This is a genomic window from Acinetobacter sp. SAAs474, from assembly GCF_032823475.1.
Taxonomy (GTDB): Bacteria; Pseudomonadota; Gammaproteobacteria; order Pseudomonadales; family Moraxellaceae; genus Acinetobacter.
The window spans coordinates 2,381,092-2,401,451 of the sequence record NZ_CP127915.1; the positions used below are offsets into that span (position 1 = coordinate 2,381,092).

The 20,360-nt window shown below is 34.0% G+C and carries 16 protein-coding genes and 2 pseudogenes; 12 read left to right on the top strand and 6 right to left on the bottom strand.

What is annotated here, in order from left to right:
* Positions 1–11 precede the first annotated feature (11 nt).
* The 7 genes from hpaH to hpaR all read left to right on the top strand — a co-directional run bounded on the left by hpaH (position 12) and on the right by hpaR (position 8,519).
* Complete coding sequence (gene hpaH, locus QSG86_RS12145) at positions 12–815, top strand: 2-oxo-hept-4-ene-1,7-dioate hydratase (protein ID WP_317031737.1); 804 nt, start codon at positions 12–14, stop codon at positions 813–815.
* A 13-nt stretch (positions 816–828) separates the two neighbouring features.
* Positions 829–1,635 carry a 4-hydroxy-2-oxoheptanedioate aldolase gene (hpaI, locus tag QSG86_RS12150; RefSeq protein WP_317031738.1) on the top strand — a complete coding sequence of 269 codons (807 nt, stop codon included), beginning with the start codon at positions 829–831 and terminating at the stop codon, positions 1,633–1,635.
* 11 nt (positions 1,636–1,646) lie between these two features.
* Entirely contained in the window at positions 1,647–3,095 is a 1,449-nt protein-coding gene (locus QSG86_RS12155) for an NAD-dependent succinate-semialdehyde dehydrogenase (RefSeq protein ID WP_317031739.1), read from the top strand.
* A 534-nt stretch (positions 3,096–3,629) separates the two neighbouring features.
* Positions 3,630–5,006 carry an MFS transporter gene (locus QSG86_RS12160; protein ID WP_317031740.1) on the top strand — a complete coding sequence of 459 codons (1,377 nt, stop codon included), beginning with the start codon at positions 3,630–3,632 and terminating at the stop codon, positions 5,004–5,006.
* A 308-nt stretch (positions 5,007–5,314) separates the two neighbouring features.
* Positions 5,315–6,589: a p-hydroxyphenylacetate 3-hydroxylase oxygenase component gene (locus QSG86_RS12165; protein WP_317031741.1), complete on the top strand. Its 1,275-nt coding sequence runs from the start codon at positions 5,315–5,317 to the stop codon at positions 6,587–6,589.
* A gap of 23 nt (positions 6,590–6,612) precedes the next feature.
* Entirely contained in the window at positions 6,613–7,557 is a 945-nt protein-coding gene (locus QSG86_RS12170; protein WP_317031742.1) for a p-hydroxyphenylacetate 3-hydroxylase reductase component, read from the top strand.
* Positions 7,558–8,093: 536 nt separating this feature from the next.
* Positions 8,094–8,519: a homoprotocatechuate degradation operon regulator HpaR gene (gene hpaR, locus QSG86_RS12175; RefSeq protein WP_317031743.1), complete on the top strand. Its 426-nt coding sequence runs from the start codon at positions 8,094–8,096 to the stop codon at positions 8,517–8,519.
* Here hpaR and QSG86_RS12180 read toward each other — a convergent pair.
* Both QSG86_RS12180 and QSG86_RS12185 read right to left on the bottom strand, forming a co-directional pair.
* Positions 8,516–9,709 carry an MFS transporter gene (locus QSG86_RS12180; protein ID WP_317031744.1) on the bottom strand — a complete coding sequence of 398 codons (1,194 nt, stop codon included), beginning with the start codon at positions 9,707–9,709 and terminating at the stop codon, positions 8,516–8,518. The two genes, hpaR and QSG86_RS12180, sit on opposite strands and share 4 nt — an antisense overlap.
* Positions 9,710–10,043: 334 nt before the next feature.
* Positions 10,044–10,718 (bottom strand): response regulator transcription factor, encoded by a 675-nt coding sequence (locus QSG86_RS12185; protein WP_317031745.1) that lies wholly within the window; start codon positions 10,716–10,718, stop codon positions 10,044–10,046.
* Positions 10,719–11,128: 410 nt separating this feature from the next.
* Between QSG86_RS12185 and QSG86_RS12190 the strand changes: the two genes are divergently transcribed.
* From QSG86_RS12190 to QSG86_RS12200, 3 genes are read left to right on the top strand one after another with little or no spacing between them, the layout of a single operon-like run.
* Positions 11,129–11,344 (top strand): hypothetical protein, encoded by a 216-nt coding sequence (locus QSG86_RS12190; RefSeq protein WP_317031746.1) that lies wholly within the window; start codon positions 11,129–11,131, stop codon positions 11,342–11,344.
* Positions 11,328–12,425, top strand: coding sequence for an LLM class flavin-dependent oxidoreductase (locus tag QSG86_RS12195; protein WP_317031747.1), 1,098 nt, complete (start codon positions 11,328–11,330; stop codon positions 12,423–12,425). Before QSG86_RS12190 ends, QSG86_RS12195 begins: the two co-directional genes overlap by 17 nt.
* 3 nt (positions 12,426–12,428) lie before the next feature.
* Entirely contained in the window at positions 12,429–13,655 is a 1,227-nt protein-coding gene (locus QSG86_RS12200; protein ID WP_317031748.1) for a monooxygenase, read from the top strand.
* A 114-nt stretch (positions 13,656–13,769) separates the two neighbouring features.
* On the opposite strand, the gene QSG86_RS12205 is transcribed toward QSG86_RS12200, so the two are convergent.
* The 3 genes and pseudogenes from QSG86_RS12205 to QSG86_RS12215 all read right to left on the bottom strand — a co-directional run.
* Entirely contained in the window at positions 13,770–14,960 is a 1,191-nt protein-coding gene (locus QSG86_RS12205) for a tyrosine-type recombinase/integrase (protein ID WP_317031749.1), read from the bottom strand.
* 405 nt (positions 14,961–15,365) lie between these two features.
* Positions 15,366–16,718, bottom strand: a complete 1,353-nt coding sequence (gene gorA, locus QSG86_RS12210) for a glutathione-disulfide reductase (RefSeq protein WP_317031750.1) — start codon at positions 16,716–16,718, stop codon at positions 15,366–15,368.
* A 170-nt stretch (positions 16,719–16,888) separates the two neighbouring features.
* Positions 16,889–17,794: pseudogene (locus QSG86_RS12215) on the bottom strand (AMP-binding protein); the annotation flags it as partial.
* Between QSG86_RS12215 and QSG86_RS12220 the strand changes: the two are divergent.
* Together QSG86_RS12220 and QSG86_RS12225 are read left to right on the top strand one after the other, a co-directional pair.
* Positions 17,787–18,470: pseudogene (locus tag QSG86_RS12220) on the top strand (phosphotransferase family protein); the annotation flags it as partial. The pseudogenes QSG86_RS12215 and QSG86_RS12220 overlap by 8 nt on opposite strands.
* Before the next feature lie 51 nt (positions 18,471–18,521).
* A complete protein-coding gene (locus tag QSG86_RS12225) occupies positions 18,522–19,286 on the top strand; it encodes an SDR family oxidoreductase (RefSeq protein ID WP_317031751.1) in 765 nt (254 codons plus the stop codon).
* A gap of 228 nt (positions 19,287–19,514) precedes the next feature.
* On the opposite strand, the gene QSG86_RS12230 is transcribed toward QSG86_RS12225, so the two are convergent.
* Entirely contained in the window at positions 19,515–20,213 is a 699-nt protein-coding gene (locus QSG86_RS12230; RefSeq protein ID WP_317031752.1) for a DUF1826 domain-containing protein, read from the bottom strand.
* Between the last annotated feature and the right edge of the window lie 147 nt (positions 20,214–20,360).

A 20,360-nucleotide genomic window follows, 5' to 3' on the forward strand; every position in this document is an offset into this window, starting at 1 on the left:
GATTTCGTATTATGCTTGATCAAGAAAAAATTAAAGCACTGGCATTACAATTAGACCAGGCTGAAAAAACACGTACACAAATACGTCAATTTTCATTGCAATATCCACAAATTACCATTGAAGATGCTTACGCTATTCAAAAACAATGGGTGACGCATAAAATTAATGCAGGACGTAAGCTGATTGGTCATAAAATTGGATTAACATCACGCGCAATGCAAGTATCTTCAAATATCACAGAACCTGACTATGGTGCTTTGTTAGATGATATGCAATTTGAAGAAGGATCAGATATTCCTTTTGATCGCTTTATTGTTCCACGCGTTGAAGTTGAATTAGCATTTATTTTAGCAAAAGATTTAACAGGTCCTCATTGTACGATTTTTGATGTACTTGATGCGACAGATTATATTATTCCTGCTGTTGAAATTATTGATGCACGTTTACACAATGTTGATCCAGAAACACAAATCACACGTAAAGTATTCGATACTATTTCAGATAATGCTGCAAATGCTGGCATTGTATTAGGTGGACGCCCGATTAAACCGGATCAACTTGATTTACGCCGTATTTCAGCCATTTTATATCGTAATGGTGTTATTGAAGAATCTGGAGTTTCTGCTGCGGTATTAAATAATCCAGTTAAAGGAGTGGCATGGTTAGCCAATAAACTACATCCTCATGGTGTGACCTTAAAGGCAGGTCAAATTATTCTAGGGGGATCGTTTACTCGTCCTGTTGCCGCTCGACCAGGTGATACTTTTCATGTTGATTATGATCAACTGGGTTCAATCGCATTTCGTTTTGTGTAATAGGTGAAATGTCATGGATACCACAAATTATTTTAAACAAAAGTTAAAAACAACACAGCAACTGGGAATGTGGCTTGGCTTGGCCAATGGCTATTGTGCTGAAATTGCAGCAAATGCTGGTTTTGATTGGTTATTAATTGATGGTGAACATGCACCAAACGATTTGAAATCGATTCTATATCAATTACAAACAATAGCTGCTTATCCTAGTCAAGCTGTTGTTCGCCCTGTCACTGCTGATGTAGGGTTAATTAAACAGTTATTAGATATTGGTGCACAAAGCTTACTTATTCCAATGATTGAATCAGCAGAGCAAGCCGAACTTATGGTCAAAGCAACACGTTATCCGCCAGAAGGAATTCGCGGCGTGGGTGCAGCTCTGGCACGTGCATCCCGATGGAATAATTTAACAGATTATTTACAAGATGCGGATGAACAGATTTGTGTGATTATTCAAATTGAATCAAAAAAGGGCTTGGATAATCTGGATGATATTTTAAAAGTTGAAGGTATTGATGGTGTATTTATTGGACCTGCTGATTTATCTGCAGCATTAGGATATCGTGGTAATCCTGGGCATCCAGAAGTTCAACAAATCATTGTATCAGCTATTCAAAAGATTCGTGCTGCGGGCAAGGCAGCAGGAATATTATCGGCTGATGAAAAGCTAGCTAAACAATATCTCGCATTAGGTACAGAGTTTGTCGCTGTCGGTGTTGATACCAGTTTATTAATGAAATCGATGAATCAGCTTTTAGCAAAATTTAAAGATCAAGATGGGGCAGATTTACCAGCCTCAACCATACCTAGCGTCTATTAAGGAGAATATAGATGCAATTAAAAAATCCGACTTTACTCAAGCAACAAGCTTATATTGATGGTATGTGGATGGATGCAACGGATAACAAAACGCTTATCGTTACTAATCCTGCAACAGCTGAAAATATTGCCAGTGTACCAAGCATGACTAGGTTACAAATTGAAGAGGCGATTCAAGCTGCTGATACGGCATTTGCAACATGGAAATTAACCACTGCAAAAGAACGTTCAATATTATTACGCAAATGGTTTGACCTAATTATTGAAAATCAGGAAGATTTAGCTGTTATTTTGAGTACAGAACAGGGAAAACCACTGGCTGAAAGTCGTGGTGAAATTTTATATGGTGCTAGTTTTATAGAGTGGTTTGCTGAAGAAGCAAAACGTACTTATGGTGATGTTATTCCTCATGATAAACATGGTCGCCGTCTCGTAGTCATTAAACAACCTGTAGGTGTCGTTGCGGCAATTACACCATGGAATTTTCCGAATGCCATGATTACACGTAAAGTAGGACCAGCACTTGCAGCAGGTTGTACGGTAATTATTAAACCTGCATCAGAAACACCTTTATCTGCTTTAGCTTTAGTTACTTTAGCTGAACAAGCGGGTATTCCAAAGGGTGTCATTAATGTCGTGACAGGAAGTTCACGAGAAATTGGTGCAATACTCACCAGTCACCCTGCTGTTAAAAAGTTATCTTTTACTGGATCCACTGAAGTGGGTAAATTATTGATGGCACAATGTTCCTCTAGCATGAAAAAGATCAGTATGGAGCTAGGAGGAAATGCACCATTGATTGTCTTCAATGATGCTGATTTAGATCGGGCCGTTGAAGGTGCTATGGCCTCAAAATTTAGAAATAGTGGCCAAACTTGTGTATGTACAAATCGAATTTTAGTTCATGCTGATATTTATGACATTTTTATTGAAAAACTTGCGCTAGCCATTAAACAGTTAAAAGTTGCATCTGCATTTGAGTCAGGTGCACAGCAAGGGCCATTGATTAATGAAAAATCAGTAGAAAAAATTCAAGAGCATATTGCAGATGCTGTGGATAAAGGTGCAAAAATTGTCACTGGTGGCCAACGTCATGCTTTAGGTTATACTTTCTTTGAACCAACGCTTTTAATTGATGTCACGTCCGAAATGTTAGTCGCAACAGATGAAACATTTGCGCCATTAGCTGCAGTATTTAAATTTACTGATGATCAAGAAGCAATCAGTATGGCAAATGCCACTGAATTTGGTTTAGCATCTTATATTTATACAGAAAGTTTAAGTCGGGCTTGGAAAGTCGGTGAAGCTCTTGAATATGGTATGGTCGGTATTAATGAGGGCTTAATTTCAACAGAAGTGGCACCATTTGGTGGGATTAAAGAATCTGGTACTGGTCGTGAAGGTTCAAAATATGGTATTGATGATTATCTAGAAATCAAATATATGTGTATGGGTATTTAATTTAAATAAAGTAAAAAAGGATTTTAGAATCCTTTTTTATTATTTATTAAACAAATAATAAAATAATTAATATATTTATTAATCTTATAGAATCATTATAATTAAAATTTATACCAGACGAATTTTTATTTAAAAATATATTAAAATCAATATGTTACTTAAATAAATCAGTGATTAATAGTTGTTGTGTAAAGTACCATTAAAAGCATGGAAACTACATTTATTTATATATTTATCATATCTAAAATGCAATGAGTTTTAAATAAAAACAATTATTTAAATCAAATCATATTTTAGATACGGAAGTATTTTCAATATAGGACAGCGCCTATAATTTTTAGCAATAATTCATGAAGAGTTATTGCCACTAAAGAAATTAATCAGTGGATGCTTGCAAAAAAGTGCTTTGGCAATTGAACGAATAAACCAATCTATACTTATTTATCTACAGTCATGCATATGGTTTAAATGTCAATATATTCATAACACACTTTGCTTGCTTGATTTATACATACTCACAGGGAAAGATGGATTATGTCTTCTACTACGATGTCGAATGAGATTGTTACAGAAAAAATGTCTACCAACGATCGTAAAGTTGCTTTTGCAACTATTATTGGTACAACGATCGAATGGTACGACTTCTTTATTTATGCTGCTGCTGCGGGTCTGGTATTTAATACATTATTTTTCTCTCCTGCTGGCTCTCAATTAGGAACATTACTTGCATTTGCTACAGTCGGTTTAAGCTTTTTATTTCGTCCTTTAGGTGCATTTTTAGCAGGATATTTTGGTGACAAAATTGGTCGCCGTGCAATTTTAGTGGTCACTTTAATTGCAATGGGACTATCGACTGCATTAATTGGTCTATTACCAACCTATGAAAGTATTGGTATCTGGGCTCCTGTTTTTTTACTGCTATTACGTATGCTTCAAGGTTTATCTGCAGGAGGGGAATGGGGCGGAGCCGTATTGATGGCTGTTGAACATGCACCTGTCCATAAGCGTGGTCGTTTTGGTTCATTTCCTCAAATTGGTGTACCACTCGGTTTATTACTGGCTTCAGCAATTTTTGCACTCATGAGTGGTGTCATTGCGCCGGGTGATGCATTCCTTGAATGGGGTTGGCGGATTCCTTTTTTATTTAGTATTATTTTATTATTTCTTGGACATTGGTTGCGTAAATCCGTAGAAGAAAGCCCTGTATTTGAAGAAATTAAACAACGTAAATCAGCTTCAAAAACACCAATTAAAGATTTATTTAAACATCATACTGGACTGGTGATTGTTGCAGCACTGGTCTTTGCAGGTAATAGTGCAATTGGTTATATGACCACCGGTGGTTTTATTCAAAATTATACCACTAATCCAGAAGGTCCATTAGCTTTACCACGAACACCTATTTTAATCAGTGTGACGATTTCAGCAGTAATTTGGCTAGCATTTACTTGGTTTTCAGGGGGATTATCTGACAAAATTGGTCGACGAAAAACATATATCTATGGTTTTATCATTCAGTTTTTTGGTGTTATTGCATTATTTCCATTGGTTAATATTGGAGAAATTTGGTCGGTTTCACTTGGATTATGTGTATTGGCTGTCGGTATTGGGATGACATATGGTGCACAGTCTGCCTTTTATTCTGAATTATTTCCAGCATCTATTCGTTTCTCTGGTGTTTCTATTTCTTATGCATTAGGTGCAATTTTAGGCGGTGCATTTTCACCATTAATTGCTTCTTGGTTGGTAACAACAACGGGTTCTACCAATGCTGTTGCAGTTTATCTCGCCATAATGACGATTATTGGCTTAATTGCCACACTTTTACTTAAAGATCGCTCAGGTATTCCATTAGGTCCAGATTATGAAGCAGAACAAAATCAATCTGCTTTTATTTTTTCAAAAAAATAATATCTCTGATTTTAATCACCGCTCTTTAAAGCGGTGATTTATTTTGAATCACCCAAAAAACGGCATAAAAAATAAATTGAATCTTAGCACCATTCGAGTGGACTGGCGCTTAGGATTTAGTGATGTTCTTTTCACTACATTTAAAGCTCATAAACGATGAAAAGTACCATTTTAAGATGGGAAAATACATTAATGTTTGCTGTTTTTTTATGAATAATGCTAGTCAGGATAAGTTGTTAAAGGGTTTGAGATGAGATCATCATCCCAAACTTCTTCACTAGCAATGAAAAAACAAAGGAATAGATTATATGGAAAATACCACAGTGCTTCATACAGATCATCTCGTTGAAATGGAAACCGTACATTACGATCATATTAAAACCACGTATACAGCGGCAAAAATTGCCAATACGGCGCGATCGACTAAAAGTATTTTGGAACAAATCAAAGAAGTTTTACCACTGATTGCAGCAAATGCAAATCAAGCTGAACAATTACGTCGTGTTCCAGATGAAAATATTCAATTACTGAAAGCTATTGGTTTACATCGCGCATTTCAGCCTAAAATTTATGGTGGCCTAGAAATGAGCTTACCTGAATTTGCAAACTGTATTGCCATGATTGCTGGTTCATGTGCAGGTACAGCATGGGCATTTAGCTTGTTGTGTACGCATAGTCACCAATTGGCAATGTTTCCTCAGCAATTACAGCAAGAAATTTGGCTGAAAAATCCAGATGCGACGGCAAGTAGTTCTATTGCACCTTTTGGTAAAGTAGAAGAAGTTGATGGCGGTATTAAGCTGACAGGTGATTATGGTTGGAGTAGTGGTTGTGACCATGCTGAATATGCCATTGTTGGTTTTAATCGCTTTGATACTCAAGGTCATAAAATCTATTGTTTTGGTGTCATTCCTCGTAGTGATTATGAAATTATTGATAATTGGTTTGCAGGTGCAATTAAAGGTAGTGGTTCAAAACAATTAAAGATTGATGAGTTGTTTATCCCTGAGTATCGTATACAAAAAGCAAAAGATATGATGGAAGGTCGGTCTGCTGGTTTTGGTTTATATCCAGAAAGTAAGATTTTCTATTCACCATATCGTCCTTATTTTGCGAGTGGTTTTTCTGCGGTCAGTTTAGGGATTGCTGAACGCATGTTAGAAGCATTTAAAGAAAAACAAAAAACACGTATCCGTGCCTATACTGGAGCAAGTCTGGGAGCATCAACACCAGCACTGATGCGTTTAGCTGAATCAACACATCAAATTGCAGCAGCCCGAGCATTTTTAGAAAAAACTTGGGAAGATCATCGTATACATGGTGAAAACAAGACTTATCCATCTCAAGATACTTTAGCATTTTGGCGAACCAATCAAGCCTATGCGATTAAGATGTGTATTGAAGCTGTAGATCGTTTATTTGCAGCAGCTGGGGCAACCAGCTGGTTGGATGGACAAGAAATGCAGCGTTTATTTCGAGATTCACATATGACAGGTGCACATGCTTATACAGATTATGATGTTTGTGCACAAATTTTGGGCCGTGAGCTTATGGGTTTAGAACCAGATCCAACCATGGTTTAAATATAAAATATAGGGAAATAGTCATGAACTCAATCATCCAAAATACTGCAGCTATTTTTGATCCAAAATCATTTCGTCGTGCATTGGGTAATTTTGCCACGGGTGTTACGATTATGACTGCACAAAATGCAGCGGGTACTAAAGTGGGAGTAACTGCAAATAGTTTTAATTCAGTTTCTCTTGATCCACCACTGATTCTATGGAGTATCGATAAACGTTCTTCAAGTTATGATATATTCGCGCAAGCCAGTCATTTTGCAGTGAATATTCTAGCAGCAGATCAAATTGATCTTTCCAATCAGTTTGCGCGTTCTAAAGAAGATAAATATACTGACATAGCCTACGAGTTAGGGGCAGGGCAAGCACCTATTTTAAAACAATGTTCTGCTGTTTTTGAGTGTGAGCGTTTTAATATTATTGAGGGTGGCGATCACTGGATTATTATCGGTCGGGTTGTTCACTTTCAGGATAATGGCCGTTCACCGTTATTATATCACCAAGGGGCATATTCTTCTGTGTTGCCTCACCCAAGTTTAAATAGTCATGCTCAGGCAGGCAAAGCGGTGCTACCTGGCCGTTTATATGACAATATGTATTATTTGCTCACACAGGCAGCACGTGCTTATACCAATGATTATCAGCCAAAACAATTGGCATCTGGCTACAGAACCAGTGAAGCTCGTATGTTATTGGTTCTAGAAAGCAAGACAGCACATTCAAAAAAATGCCTTGAACGTGAAGTTGCAATGCCTATACGTGAAATTGAACAAGCAACCGAACAGTTAATTAATAAAGGGTTAATGGTTGATACTGAACAAAGCTATGAATTAACTGAACAAGGAATAGCAACAGCTCAAATGCTTTATCAAATTGCTGAAAGCCATCAAAAAGAAGTATTTGCAGACTACTCTGAACATGATAAGGCATTGTTTAAAAAAATGTTAAAGGATTTGATTGGTCTTGAGTAAAATCAGATGATAAAAAACTGCTTTAGCAGTTTTTTATCATTTAAGTATCAAATGAGTATCCAAAAAAAATGATATATAGATGATATCTTTAATTAAATAATCCAAAATTAAAATAAGAATTTTTCTTTTAAAATCATAAGATAAATATAATTTTATGATTAATTTTTGGTATTGTTAGAGCAAACTAAAGTTCCTTTTATCCCTAAAATTAAAAATCAGTATTCTCCTTTACGTAAGCTGGGTTTTAGCTAAATAGCATTTATTTATATATTTTTTATTATTTTCTCACGATGTGATTTTTTAATTCTATTATCCATGCTATTAATATTGGTTTTAATGTAATAAATTAATTAATAATTAGATATATTATTAATTTTTTAATATTTATGAGAGTGAAAAAATTACATACATATAATTTTACATTATTTTATTTTAGTTGATTATCAACCTAGTGATAATATTTAAAATATACTTTTACTTTTTAAGTTTTAAATCAGTTATAATTAATATATTTATTAATTTTATAGTGGTACTTGATGAAAAAAATAAGACCTTCCGTTACTCTCGCACTTTTACAAGCACGGGAGTCCTTAATGACTCATTTCCGTCCTGCATTGAATGATGTTGGTATTACAGAACAACAATGGCGAATTATTAGAATTCTTGCACAATACGGTGAATTAGAAAGTACCTTGTTGGCAGAAAAAGCATGTATCCTCAAACCGAGTTTAACAGGAATTATTCGTCGTTTAGGCGAAATGGACTTGGTCACTCGACGCCGTGGTGATACAGACCAACGTTTTGTTTTTATTGATTTAACACGGGCTGGTGAAGAAGTTTTTAAGCAAATGTCTGTCGAAATGGAAAAACGTTATCAAAATATTCATCAGCAAATTGGTGATGAAAAAATAGAAAAATTACTTGATCTGCTAAAAGAGGTACAAAAGCTAAAAATAGATTAGTGTTGAGGTATTTTAATCCATATAAATAGCATGAGATAACTTGCTAAAACTAAACTATAGACCCACATTAAGTGTGGTGGAAAAAATATTGAGGCCAGTAATCCAATGATTAATCCACCCACAGCATCAAAACCAAAACGTGTAGAAGTATAAATGGAAATAGCTCGCCCACGTAACGATTCCTCAGTTGAATTTTGAATCATAATATTGGTTAAAATATTAGTGGTAGAAATACCAAAACCCAATAAGAACATGGCCAGTGAGAGAATAATCATGGATTTTGATAAAGCTAAAATCATTAATCCAATACTACAAAGTGCCATATTATGTATAAATATTTTGTTATGATGACTAAAATCTTTTTTGCTTGCCAGTAATAAAGAAGAGAGTAAAGAACCAATACCTGCACAGCCCCAAAGTATACCTAAAGTTTTTTCATTTCCTGCAATAATATCACGCGCAAAAACTGGCAATAAAGTTACATAACTGGATGCAGTTAAGTTAATCACGATGACCGTACACATCATTCGTCTAAAGAGTATATTTTGATACATGTATTTTAAGCCTTCAATAAATACATGTCCGACCTGACCTTGTACTTTAATAGAGTGTACAGACCTCATACGTAATACGGCGACCGCTAAACAAAGGTATGAACAGGCATTAATATAAAAGCACATTTCAGCACCAATTAAACTTAATAGTAATCCTGCTATTGGTGGTCCAATAAAGCGTGAACTATTAAATATCATGGCATTTAATGCTAAAGCATTAGGAAGTAGCACTTTATCTTCAATCATTAAGCTAATTAAAGATTGACGTAATGGTGTATCGATTGCAGTCAAAATACCCAATAACAATGACATACTAATCAAAATACTTGAGGTAAAAAAATCAAAATGATAAAACACTCCTAATGTCATGGTTTGTATAAATAACAAAATTTGAATAATAATCAGGAATTTTTGTTTATTTAACTTATCAATCCATGCTCCTGCAATTGGGCTAACAATAAGTTGAGGAATTAATGCACAAAAACCAATAATACCTAATAATGCAGCTGAATGTGTTAAATCATAAATAATCCAAGCCAAAGTTACTTGTTGGATCCAAGTTCCTAATGTAGATAAAGAATGGCCAATAAAGTAATTTCTAAAGTTTTGGGACTTAAGTGAAATGAAGGTTTGCACGAACAACCATAAAATAAAAAAAAGTTAATATATTAATTATTTTAATCTTTTAATAAAAAATTTAACATCAATATTTAACTTAAACTATGGTGAAATATAATTTTTATACATTTAAATTTTATACCATACATTTCCTGTATAATTTTGCCAATGTGATCTGACAAAATCAGGAAAATGATCCACCTTCAACCAACCTGTTATTGGCCGTCGATGATGATCATTTGGCAGAGCTTTAGCACAATGTGACTCTGCGTAATATATGCTTTACAGTTGCTGGAAGTATCATTCGCTCTTATTGAAGAATTAAAGCATAATAATATGCACCCAAATAGAGTTAAGCTAATAATCCTAAATTTCGCGCAGTATAAATTGCTTTTGATCTGTTGCTGACCGAAAGCTTTCGATAGATATGCTTGATATGACATTCGATTGTATATTTAGATAAAAAAAGTGCCTCTGCAATTTCTCGATTACTCATTCCTTGAGAGACTAAATTAAGAATTTCTAATTCACGTTTAGAAAGTAAATCATTTGGTGCTGTCGTCAAATTTTTGTTGATTGATTTAAAGTTAATTTTTTCTAAAATTTGCTGCGCAATAAAAGGATCTATGGGTGCACCACCACGTAATGCACTACGAATCGATAAGATAATTTCAAAGTCATCCCGTTCCTTTAAAATATAACCCGTAGCACCGATTTGAATCGCGTGCAAAATCGTTTCTTGTATACTCCAAGCCGAAATAACTAAGACTGGTGTAATCTGATCCTTTTGACGCAAGGCCTGAATAAAGTCAAGACCACTGCCATCAGGAAGCCCTAAATCTACCAAAGCAAAGGCAATATGATGTTGTGCTAATACCTGTAGAGCCTGTTTTACACTTTGTGCAAAAATTAACGTATCTTGAATATAACCTAGCTTGAATAATAATTGTTTTAAGCGTTGTTGCATAATGACATCATCTTCTAATATCAATAAAGGCGCTGGTAATATAAGTTCCGTTGCTGTCATTTTCTTCATTCTTAGCGCTAAATTATTTCCATTCAAGCATAAGCTGAATTGTATTGTTTTACCATCACTATAATTTGTGATTTTATTTGTTAATTGTATACTTTTAATTGATTAAATCTTTTATAAAATTTCAAATTATTTTATTTATCATTAAATATGATAAATATATAATCTAATACTATATTTTAAATAGTATATAACTAATAAAAAAAATATTGTTTTAAAATAAATAAACAAAAATATTATATTTAACTCAATCAAGGAGTTTTATATGAATAAAATTGCAGTTAATATCTTAAATGTAGAAAAAGATTTTAAGCTTAAAGATGGCCACTTTAAAGCAGTTAATCATGTTTCAATGCAGGTTAATCAAGGTGATATTTAAGGCAAACTCATTGGAGTTGAGTGTTATGTCTAAAAAACAAATACATTTTAATGCATTTGAAATGAATACGATTAATCATATGGCACATGGTTTGTGGGCACATCCAGAAGACCAAAGAGTCAACTATAAAACAGCAGAATACTGGATTAATCTTGCTAAATTATTGGAAAAAGGTTTATTTGATGCCATATTTTTAGCGGATATTGGTGGTGTTTACGAGCCTTATGAGGGGGGGGTATAAAGCAGCAGTTAAACGTGGCATGCAATCACCAATTAATGATCCATTTATTAATGTGGGATTAATGCTTGGTGTAACAAAACACTTAGCTTTTGCAGTAAGTGCGTCAACTAGTTATGAAGATCCCTATAATTTAGCACGACGTTTTTCAACAATTGATCATTTATCGAATGGTCGAGTTGCATGGAATGTTGTGACATCTGCTCTAGAATCTGCAGCACTCAATCATGGTCATGATCAGATTATTGCACATGATAAACGCTATGCGATCGCAGATGAGTTTTTAGAAGTCTGTTATAAACTTTGGCAACATAGCTGGGAAGATGATGCGATTAAAATTGATCGTAAAAATCATATTTATGCAGACCCAGAGCAGGTACATACCATTAACCATCATGGTCAATATTTTAAAGTTCGTGGTCCACATTCATGTGAACCATCTCGACAAAGAACCCCTGTTATTTTTCAAGCAGGATCGTCTACAACAGGTAAAAAATTTGCAGCCAAACATCAGGCTGTTATACAAGGACGTTTAGCCAATGATATTAAGCTATTTGGGTCATTAACAATTATAGTAGGTAAGACAAATGCCGATGTTCAGCAAAAATTAGAGGATTTAAAGCAATATTTTTTAGCAGAAGCATCATTTATTCAATTTTCGGGCAGTACCGGTATTGATTTAGCAGCATTATCTGATCATGAAGTATTTGGCCGTAGACATTCAGAAGGTAATCAATCTACAGCTCAACTTTATGATCATAAACAAGCATATACCGTTAAAGATGTAAAAAATGAACTGGCAAAATTTGCAGCACGAACAGTTTTAGTCACGGGTACGCCTGAAGAGGTTGCTGATCAAATTGAAGAATTGATGGATTATACCGATTTAGATGGCTTCAATATCTATCAAGCAATCACGCCAGCAACATTACAAGATGTTATTGAACTGGTCATTCCTGAATTACAAAAACGTGGACGTTATAGAACGGAATATCATGATAGCTCTTTAAGAGATCGCTTATTTAACACTGGTAATCGTATTTCACCTAGACATCTGGCGAATCAACAAAATATTGGAGTTTAAGCAATGACGAGTTTAATCGCGCAAAATCATTTAACGATATTAAAAAAATACGACTTTGTTGAGAGTGAAATCTTTCAAGATTATTTAAATTTTTTAGAAAAAGATGCTCTCGATCGTTTGAAAAACGGTGGCCAAGGACCTTATCAAGCGATTGCTGTATTTAAAAAACTAAAACTAGGTGCTTTAAGATTACCGGTTACATACGGTGGTCAAGGTATTAGTATTGAGGAATTATTTAAAGTACTGATTGAATTAGCACAATATGATAGTGATGTACCTCAAATTCTTAGGGCGCACTTTCAGTTTACTGAAGAAGTTTTGCGTTCAAATGATCCTGTCTTTAAAGAATATTGGATGAATGAAATTTTGGCTGGTCATATTATTGGCAATGCCTATACAGAACCAGCAACAAAAGAAGCAGTTGGAAATGGCCAATATCATACCAAGCTCACAAAAATTGACGAACAAGTTTTTGAAATAAGTGGAACAAAAATATTTTCTACCGGAACACTTTATGCCGATTATGTGGCTGTTCGAGTCAATGATGAGGCTGGCGAAAATTTGTCTGTGATTATTCCAGTCACTCGTGAGGGGGTAAAGTGTTTAGATGATTGGGATGGTATTGGTCAACGATATACTGCTAGTGGAACCACTATTTTTAATCAGGTGAAAGTATATCCTCATGAAATTAATCATATTGCGATTGAACAAGTAAAATATAAGCCTTTTACTCAGTTATTTTTACATGCCATTATTGCTGGAAATGTCAAAGCAGTTGCTCGAGAAGCTGCAGAATTGGTACGTCAGCGTAAACGGACATTTGTTTATGCATACCATTCAGATCCAAAACAAGACCCACTTTTACTTGAAAAAGTAGGTGAGATATCAGCAACAGCTTATATCATTGAAAGTGCTGTTCTTAGTGCTGCACATGCACAGGACCAAGCATTAAAAATTATCGATCATGGTATTATTGATTATCAGCTCAGTCATCAAGCTTCGTTACAAGCTGCTTTGGTTAAAATTGCGATAGAGCCTTTGGCTTTAAAAGCAGCTGGAGATTTATTTGAAGTGACAGGTGCATCATCAACACGAATTATATGTGCATTAGATCGTTATTGGCGTAATATTAGAACATTAAGCTCGCATAATCCAGCGAGTTTTAAAGCTACACATATTGGAAATTACTATGTTAATCATGTAGATATACCACAAAACCCTTATTTCTAATTTCTGCTGCTGATTAAGGTAATCAGGATTTTTTTAATTATTGATTTATATTTCGACCAGACACATAGCATCGGTAAGTGATGGTCGAAAATATAATAATGATCTTGATGATCATCATATAGTTGAATGATTTAAAAAATCTGCCCACCACTGCATCATTTTACTACGATGATCTAAATAGTCAGCATGGTTATATGTACCTCGAACTGTATTTTTATCCGCATGAGACAACTGGGCTTCAATCCATTCACTTTTAAAAAGATTAGATTCATTTAATACTGTGCTCATACTTGATCTTAATCCATGTGAAGTTAATTGATCTGTGGAATAACCCATTCTACGAATTGCATTATTCAATGAATTAAAATGTAATCTCTGATTTTTATGAATTGGACTTGAGAAAATATATTCACTCCCATAAGACCACTCAATTGCAGAGCTTATCACTTCAATGGCCTCGTTAGATAACGGGATAAGATAATCTGGAATTTTTTGTCCTTCAATGACCTTTCTTCTTAATTGCTTGACTTGAATTGCGGGGATACGCCATAATTTTTGATTAAGATCAATATCATTCATTTTAGCATTTAATAACTCTGTACCACGAACTCCTGTCAGTGTTTTAATTTGCAATGCTTTTCGTATAATTGGATGACAGTTAGCTGTTTTTAATTGTTGATAAAATTGCTTAATTTCTGTGTGATTAAGAAAAGCATAATTTTTTTTCATCTTTGTTTTAACTAAAATTTTATTTAATCCTGTCGCAATATTTAAATCAATATAACCTACCGAAAGGCCGTAATCGAAAATTTGACTTAAATAGCTACACGCTTTTTTACAGGGTTCTTTTACCTGACGATTTTCGATATTGCGAATCACTTTAACTAAATCTGTTCTTTTTAACTCAGCAAATGCGATGTTACCAATTAAAGGCTCAAAATCATTTTTAATACATTTTTCAGCCAATACCAAAACACCACTTAAAGGATAATCGCCAAATGAATTTTTTTTCTTAAATGCAAGCCATTCTGCTGCTACATCAGAAAATGTCATAATCTTTTGATATTGAGCAGCATGTTGCAGTGTATCTAAAAAATTTACTCTTTCCACAAGAATATTTCGAGTATTTATTTCTGGATATACACCCAAGCGTTTTACTTTACGTTTACCATTAATATCGTAATATCTGAGTTTCCAGTATTTTAATCCTGTTGGATCAACAACAAAACTAAGGCCATCTCCAAATGAGAGTTGATATGTTTTATCTCTTGGTTTGGCTTTTTTCAAATATGATTCAGTCAACATGTTTTGTCATTTCCACTATCAGCTCAGTTTAAAAAAATTTTTTTGAATGAATAGGGTGATTGCCACCTTGAATTCATATTATTTAATATGGCATAGTTTGATGTTATGCGTAAGTAACGCATAACATGATAATCATAAGATATTGTTTTATATAAATATATATATTTAATTTTTAAAAAAATGACCAAATGAGTGACCAATGATATTTAGCGTTATGGTCAGCTTTAGATATAAAATAATGATAAATCAAGATAAAATAGATCAGTATGTGCTGCTTAATTTAAAATAGCTCTAGGTATTACTCAAATCAATATAACAACAGAATAGAATGAAATATAAAATCATTACTATTACTCAATAAAAAAAGAGTAAATCAAAATTACTCTTTTTAATAAAAACAATATATCAACGCATTGTGACAAATTCTTCAGCCGAAGTGGGGTGAATAGCAACAGTATTATCAAAATCTTTTTTGGTTGCGCCCATTTTTAATGCAACAGCAAAACCTTGCAGAATTTCATCCATACTATAACCAATTCCATGAATACCGACGATTTTTTCTTCTGCACCAGTACAGACTAACTTCATTTTGGTGATCTGCTTGTGATTGGTGATTGCAGTATACATAGAGGTAAACGAAGATTGATAAATTTTAACCTGATCCTGACCAAAGCGTTCTAATGCTTGTTTTTCGGTGAGCCCGACAGTTGCGATTGGTGGATGGCTAAATACAACAGTAGGAATATTTTGATAATCTAAATGCTCATCATCTTGATGGTTAAACAAACGCTCAGAAAGTCGTCGTCCTGCTGCTACTGCAACAGGTGTTAATTCAACTTGACCTGTGATATCACCAACTGCATAAATACCCGGTTGAGTTGTATTTTGATAAGCATCTACTTGAATAAATCCTTCAGAATTTAACGCTACAGCTGTAGCTTTCAGGTTAATTTCTTCGGTTGATGGTTTTCTTCCTACCGCCCAAATAAGACAGTCTACAATATGTTGATGACCATTTTTTAAATAGATCAAAAGAGAGCGATCATGTTGTTGAATGATTTTATCAATTTCACTTTCAGTATGAACATTAATTTTTTCATCACGCATATGGTTTAATAATGTTTCACCAAGAAAATCATCTAATGCACGCAGTGGTTGATGTTTACGAATAAAAAGCTCAACCCTAGATCCTAGTGCATTTAATACACCAGCCAGTTCTACAGCAATATAACCAGACCCAACAATCGCTGTACGTTTTGGCAGTTCATCTAACTCAAAGAAGCCATTGGAGTCTATACCATATTCAGCTCCTTCAATTTCAGGCTTAAAGGCATGTGTTCCTGTCGCAATCAAAATATGATCAGCACTATATTTTTGATCATTGACTTCAATGGTTTTAGCATCTAAAAATTGGGCAATTCCATGAATAACATCAACATTATTTTGATTTAAACTATTTTGATAGGCACTTTGAATTCGATGAATGTATGCTTGTCTATTACAAATTAATTTTTGCCAGTCAAATGATTTTAATTCATTATTAAAGCCATAATCTGTACCATATTTATAAATTGCATCTGCAATTTGAGCTGAATACCACATGACTTTTTTAGGCACACAGCCGACATTGACACATGTGCCACCAATATCACCTTTTTCAATCAGCAAACATTTTTTACCATATATTGCGGCACGATTGACAGATGCAATACCACCACTTCCACCACCAATAACAATATAATCATAATATTGAGACATAAAAAAATCCTATATTTAGTGCAAATAGTTAAGACTCGATCTCAATTATTATGATGCTAAAATGAATCGCAATAAATTTAAAATCATATATAAATTGTATTCATATGGTGGATTATGATCTTACAATTTGGATACTGTAAATCGTACCGATAGGGGATTTTCTTTAAAGTTTAGTCAGTTGCTCTTAAATTTTTTCGTAAAATTTTTCCGACATTTGATTTAGGCAACTCAGTTAAAAATTCTATATATCTGGGTTGTTTATATGGTGTAAGTTTATCTGCAATAAAATTAAAAATATCAGTTTCAGTTAGATCTGGATCACTTTTAACAATAAATAATTTAGGTGCTTCACCGCTTTTGGAATCAACAACACCAATAACTGCCACTTCTAAAACTTGAGGGTGCTGGCTAACAACTTCTTCAATTTCATTTGGATAAACATTAAATCCAGAAACCAAAATCATATCTTTTTTACGATCAACAATTTTAATAAATCCGTGGTGGTCAATCACACCAATATCTCCTGTTTTAAAAAAACCATGATCTGTCATTACCTTAGATGTTTCTTCTGGTGCCATCCAGTATCCTTTCATGACTTGAGGTCCCTTAATTGCAATTTCTCCCTCTTGCCCTGACTCAAGCTCTCTTCCATAATCATCAATGATGATGACTTGAGTTGATGGCACTGGAATACCAATCTTTCCGGTAAATTCATCAATATTAATTGGATTTAGAGTTACTGTTGGCGAAGTTTCAGATAATCCATAGCCCTCAATTAGTGGTTTTCCTGTTAAGTTATGCCAAGCTTTTGCAGTCGTGGCTAATGTTGGCATACCACCACTAATAGCAATTTTTAAATGATTAAAATTAACTTTTTTGATATCTTGATGATGTATGAGTGCATTAACTAAGGTATTTACTGCTGGAAAAAGTGCAGGAGGATATTGAATCATTTTATTGACTAAATATGATGTGTCACGGGGATTGGCAATTAATACACAAGTTAGGCCAAGATATTGAGATAATAATGATAATTGGAAAGCAAAAATATGATACAAAGGTAAAGCACAAATCATATTTTTATGTAGCAATATGCTTGATGCTTTCATTCAACTTCATCAAGTTGATTATCAAAATACAAATTTAAACACTCTGAATAAAGGTGATGGTTATTGTCATCGACAAGTGGAAGGCTGGATTCGCCGTTATGATCATGCCAAAACACCAGATGTACCTGATTTTACAATCATAAAGAAATGGTTACTCCAGCATATTCCACAAGACAGTAAAATTTGTTTGATTCATAATGACTGGCGATTCGATAATATGATTTTAGATCCCGATCGTCCAACACAATTAATTGCTGTACTTGATTGGGAAATGGCAACTTTAGGAGATCCATTAATGGATTTGGGGTGTGCGCTAGCGTACTGGATACAAGATGATGATAATGAATTATTAAATGCGATGAGACGTCAACCCACACATTTAGCAGGAATGCTTACACGTCAACAAGTGGTTGAGTATTATTTAGATAAAACCAATTTGATAACTCATAATTGGAATTTCTACGAAGTTTTTGGGCTGTTCCGATTAGCGGTTATTGTACAACAGATTTATTATCGTTATTACCATAAGGAAACTCAAAATCCAGCTTTTAAAGATTTTGCTATTTTTGTAGAACTGATGTACACACGATGTTTATCATTGATAGATAGCAGAGGTTCATCATCATCGCTATTTCCTAAATAAAACTATAAATGCTGATATAAACGATAAAACATGAAAAAGGAATTGGAAAATATGACCACGAATCTTTTTGATCTAACTGGAAAAGTTGCTTTAATTACTGGTGCGAGTCGAGGTATTGGTAAAGAAATTGCCATGCTACTTGCAGAGCAAGGTGCTTATGTTATTGTTTCAAGTAGAAAAATTGAAGATTGTAATATTGTAGTTGATGAAATTATCAATGCCGGTGGACAGGCAGAGGCCTTTGCATGCCATGTTGGTAAAATGGACGACATTATGGCTATTTTTGAGCATATTCAATATCAGCATCACCGCTTGGATATTCTCGTGAATAATGCTGCGGTAAATCCTTATTTTGGACATGTGCTTGATACTGATTTAGCAGCTTATAATAAAACGATTGAAGTAAATATCCGTGGTTATTTTTTTATGTCAATTGAGGCCGGAAAATTAATGAAATCTCAAGGCCATGGTGTGATTGTAAATACAGCTTCTATCAATGGCTTACAACCTGGAGATCAACAAGGAATTTACTCCATTACCAAAGCTGCTGTTATTAGTATGACTAAAACTTTTGCTAAAGAATGTGGACCGCTCGGTATAAGAGTAAATGCATTATTACCTGGATTTACTCAGACTAAGTTTGCAAGTGCGTTATTTAATGATATAAGCTTGTATCAAAAGATAATAAATGATATTCCATTACGCCGTCATGCTGAAGCCAAAGAAATGGCAGGTACAGTTTTATATCTGGTATCAGATGCATCAAGTTATACCAATGGCGAGTGTATTGTTGTTGACGGTGGTTTAACAATTTAACAAAGCATATAGATTGATACGCAGTATTTATTTAAATTATCTATATTTATCTTAAAAGTCTTAAACACTTGATATGACATAAATTAATATTTGTACATATTGTAATACATTGATAAGATCGGATGTTTTAAGCCATGATAATGTTAAATTTTACAGAGTATCAATTGGACTTTGATTGTTCATAAATCAAGTCCATCCATACTCAGCATCAATTAATATGATCAATATCTAACAAATTAATAACAACCGATAGTCATCTTCTTGGTCAATAGGAGCTCGATGAATACAGGGGGCAACTGGTTGAGTTGGATGATCTACTGCTAGGCGCCAAAGATGCCCAGTACCTAAGTTAACAGGTTTACTATCTGGTTTAGGCTGATAATGAAGATCAAAAAAATTATCCTTTAAAAATGTTTCAAATTCTGGTTCAGATCCATGATGAGGTGCTTGGAGTTTTTCTCGAATATCTGGAATTACAACTTTTTGCTGGGCCTGATCGGACGATAAAATATCACTTGCAGGGCCATAGTAAGTACATAAGAACGTATCCACCTCAATCGGAGAGCGGTCAACATGATACGAATAAACATCAGTACTAATAAAATCTAGTGCTTCATCGCGGACATAATTTTTAATTAAATTAAGTGAGGGAGATGCTCCTAAATCAGTTAACAACTGTAGATCCTGTAAAATAATCTCTCTTGCTTGATGACCTTGCTCTGAAAGCTGTAATGCCAAAAGATCTTCAGCAAAAATTTCTGTAATATTTTCTTGTAACTGTAGTTTTGTCACAATTTCTTTAAAATCACCAACCAGATTACGATGCCAGCAAACTGCATTCATCTGGCCATGAAAAGGTGTATTAACAAGTTTGCAAAAGCTATCAACTATATTGAATTGTTGATGATATAAGCATGTATCGGTCATGTTAACTGTAAATCCCAGTATACAATGTACTGTATATATAAATGATAATTTCATGGTCATAATATTGAGATTTAACAGTTTTGTAAAATAAATCAATTGCTAAAAAATGCAAAAGAAGGTAATTCAAAATTATAATATTGATAGTTT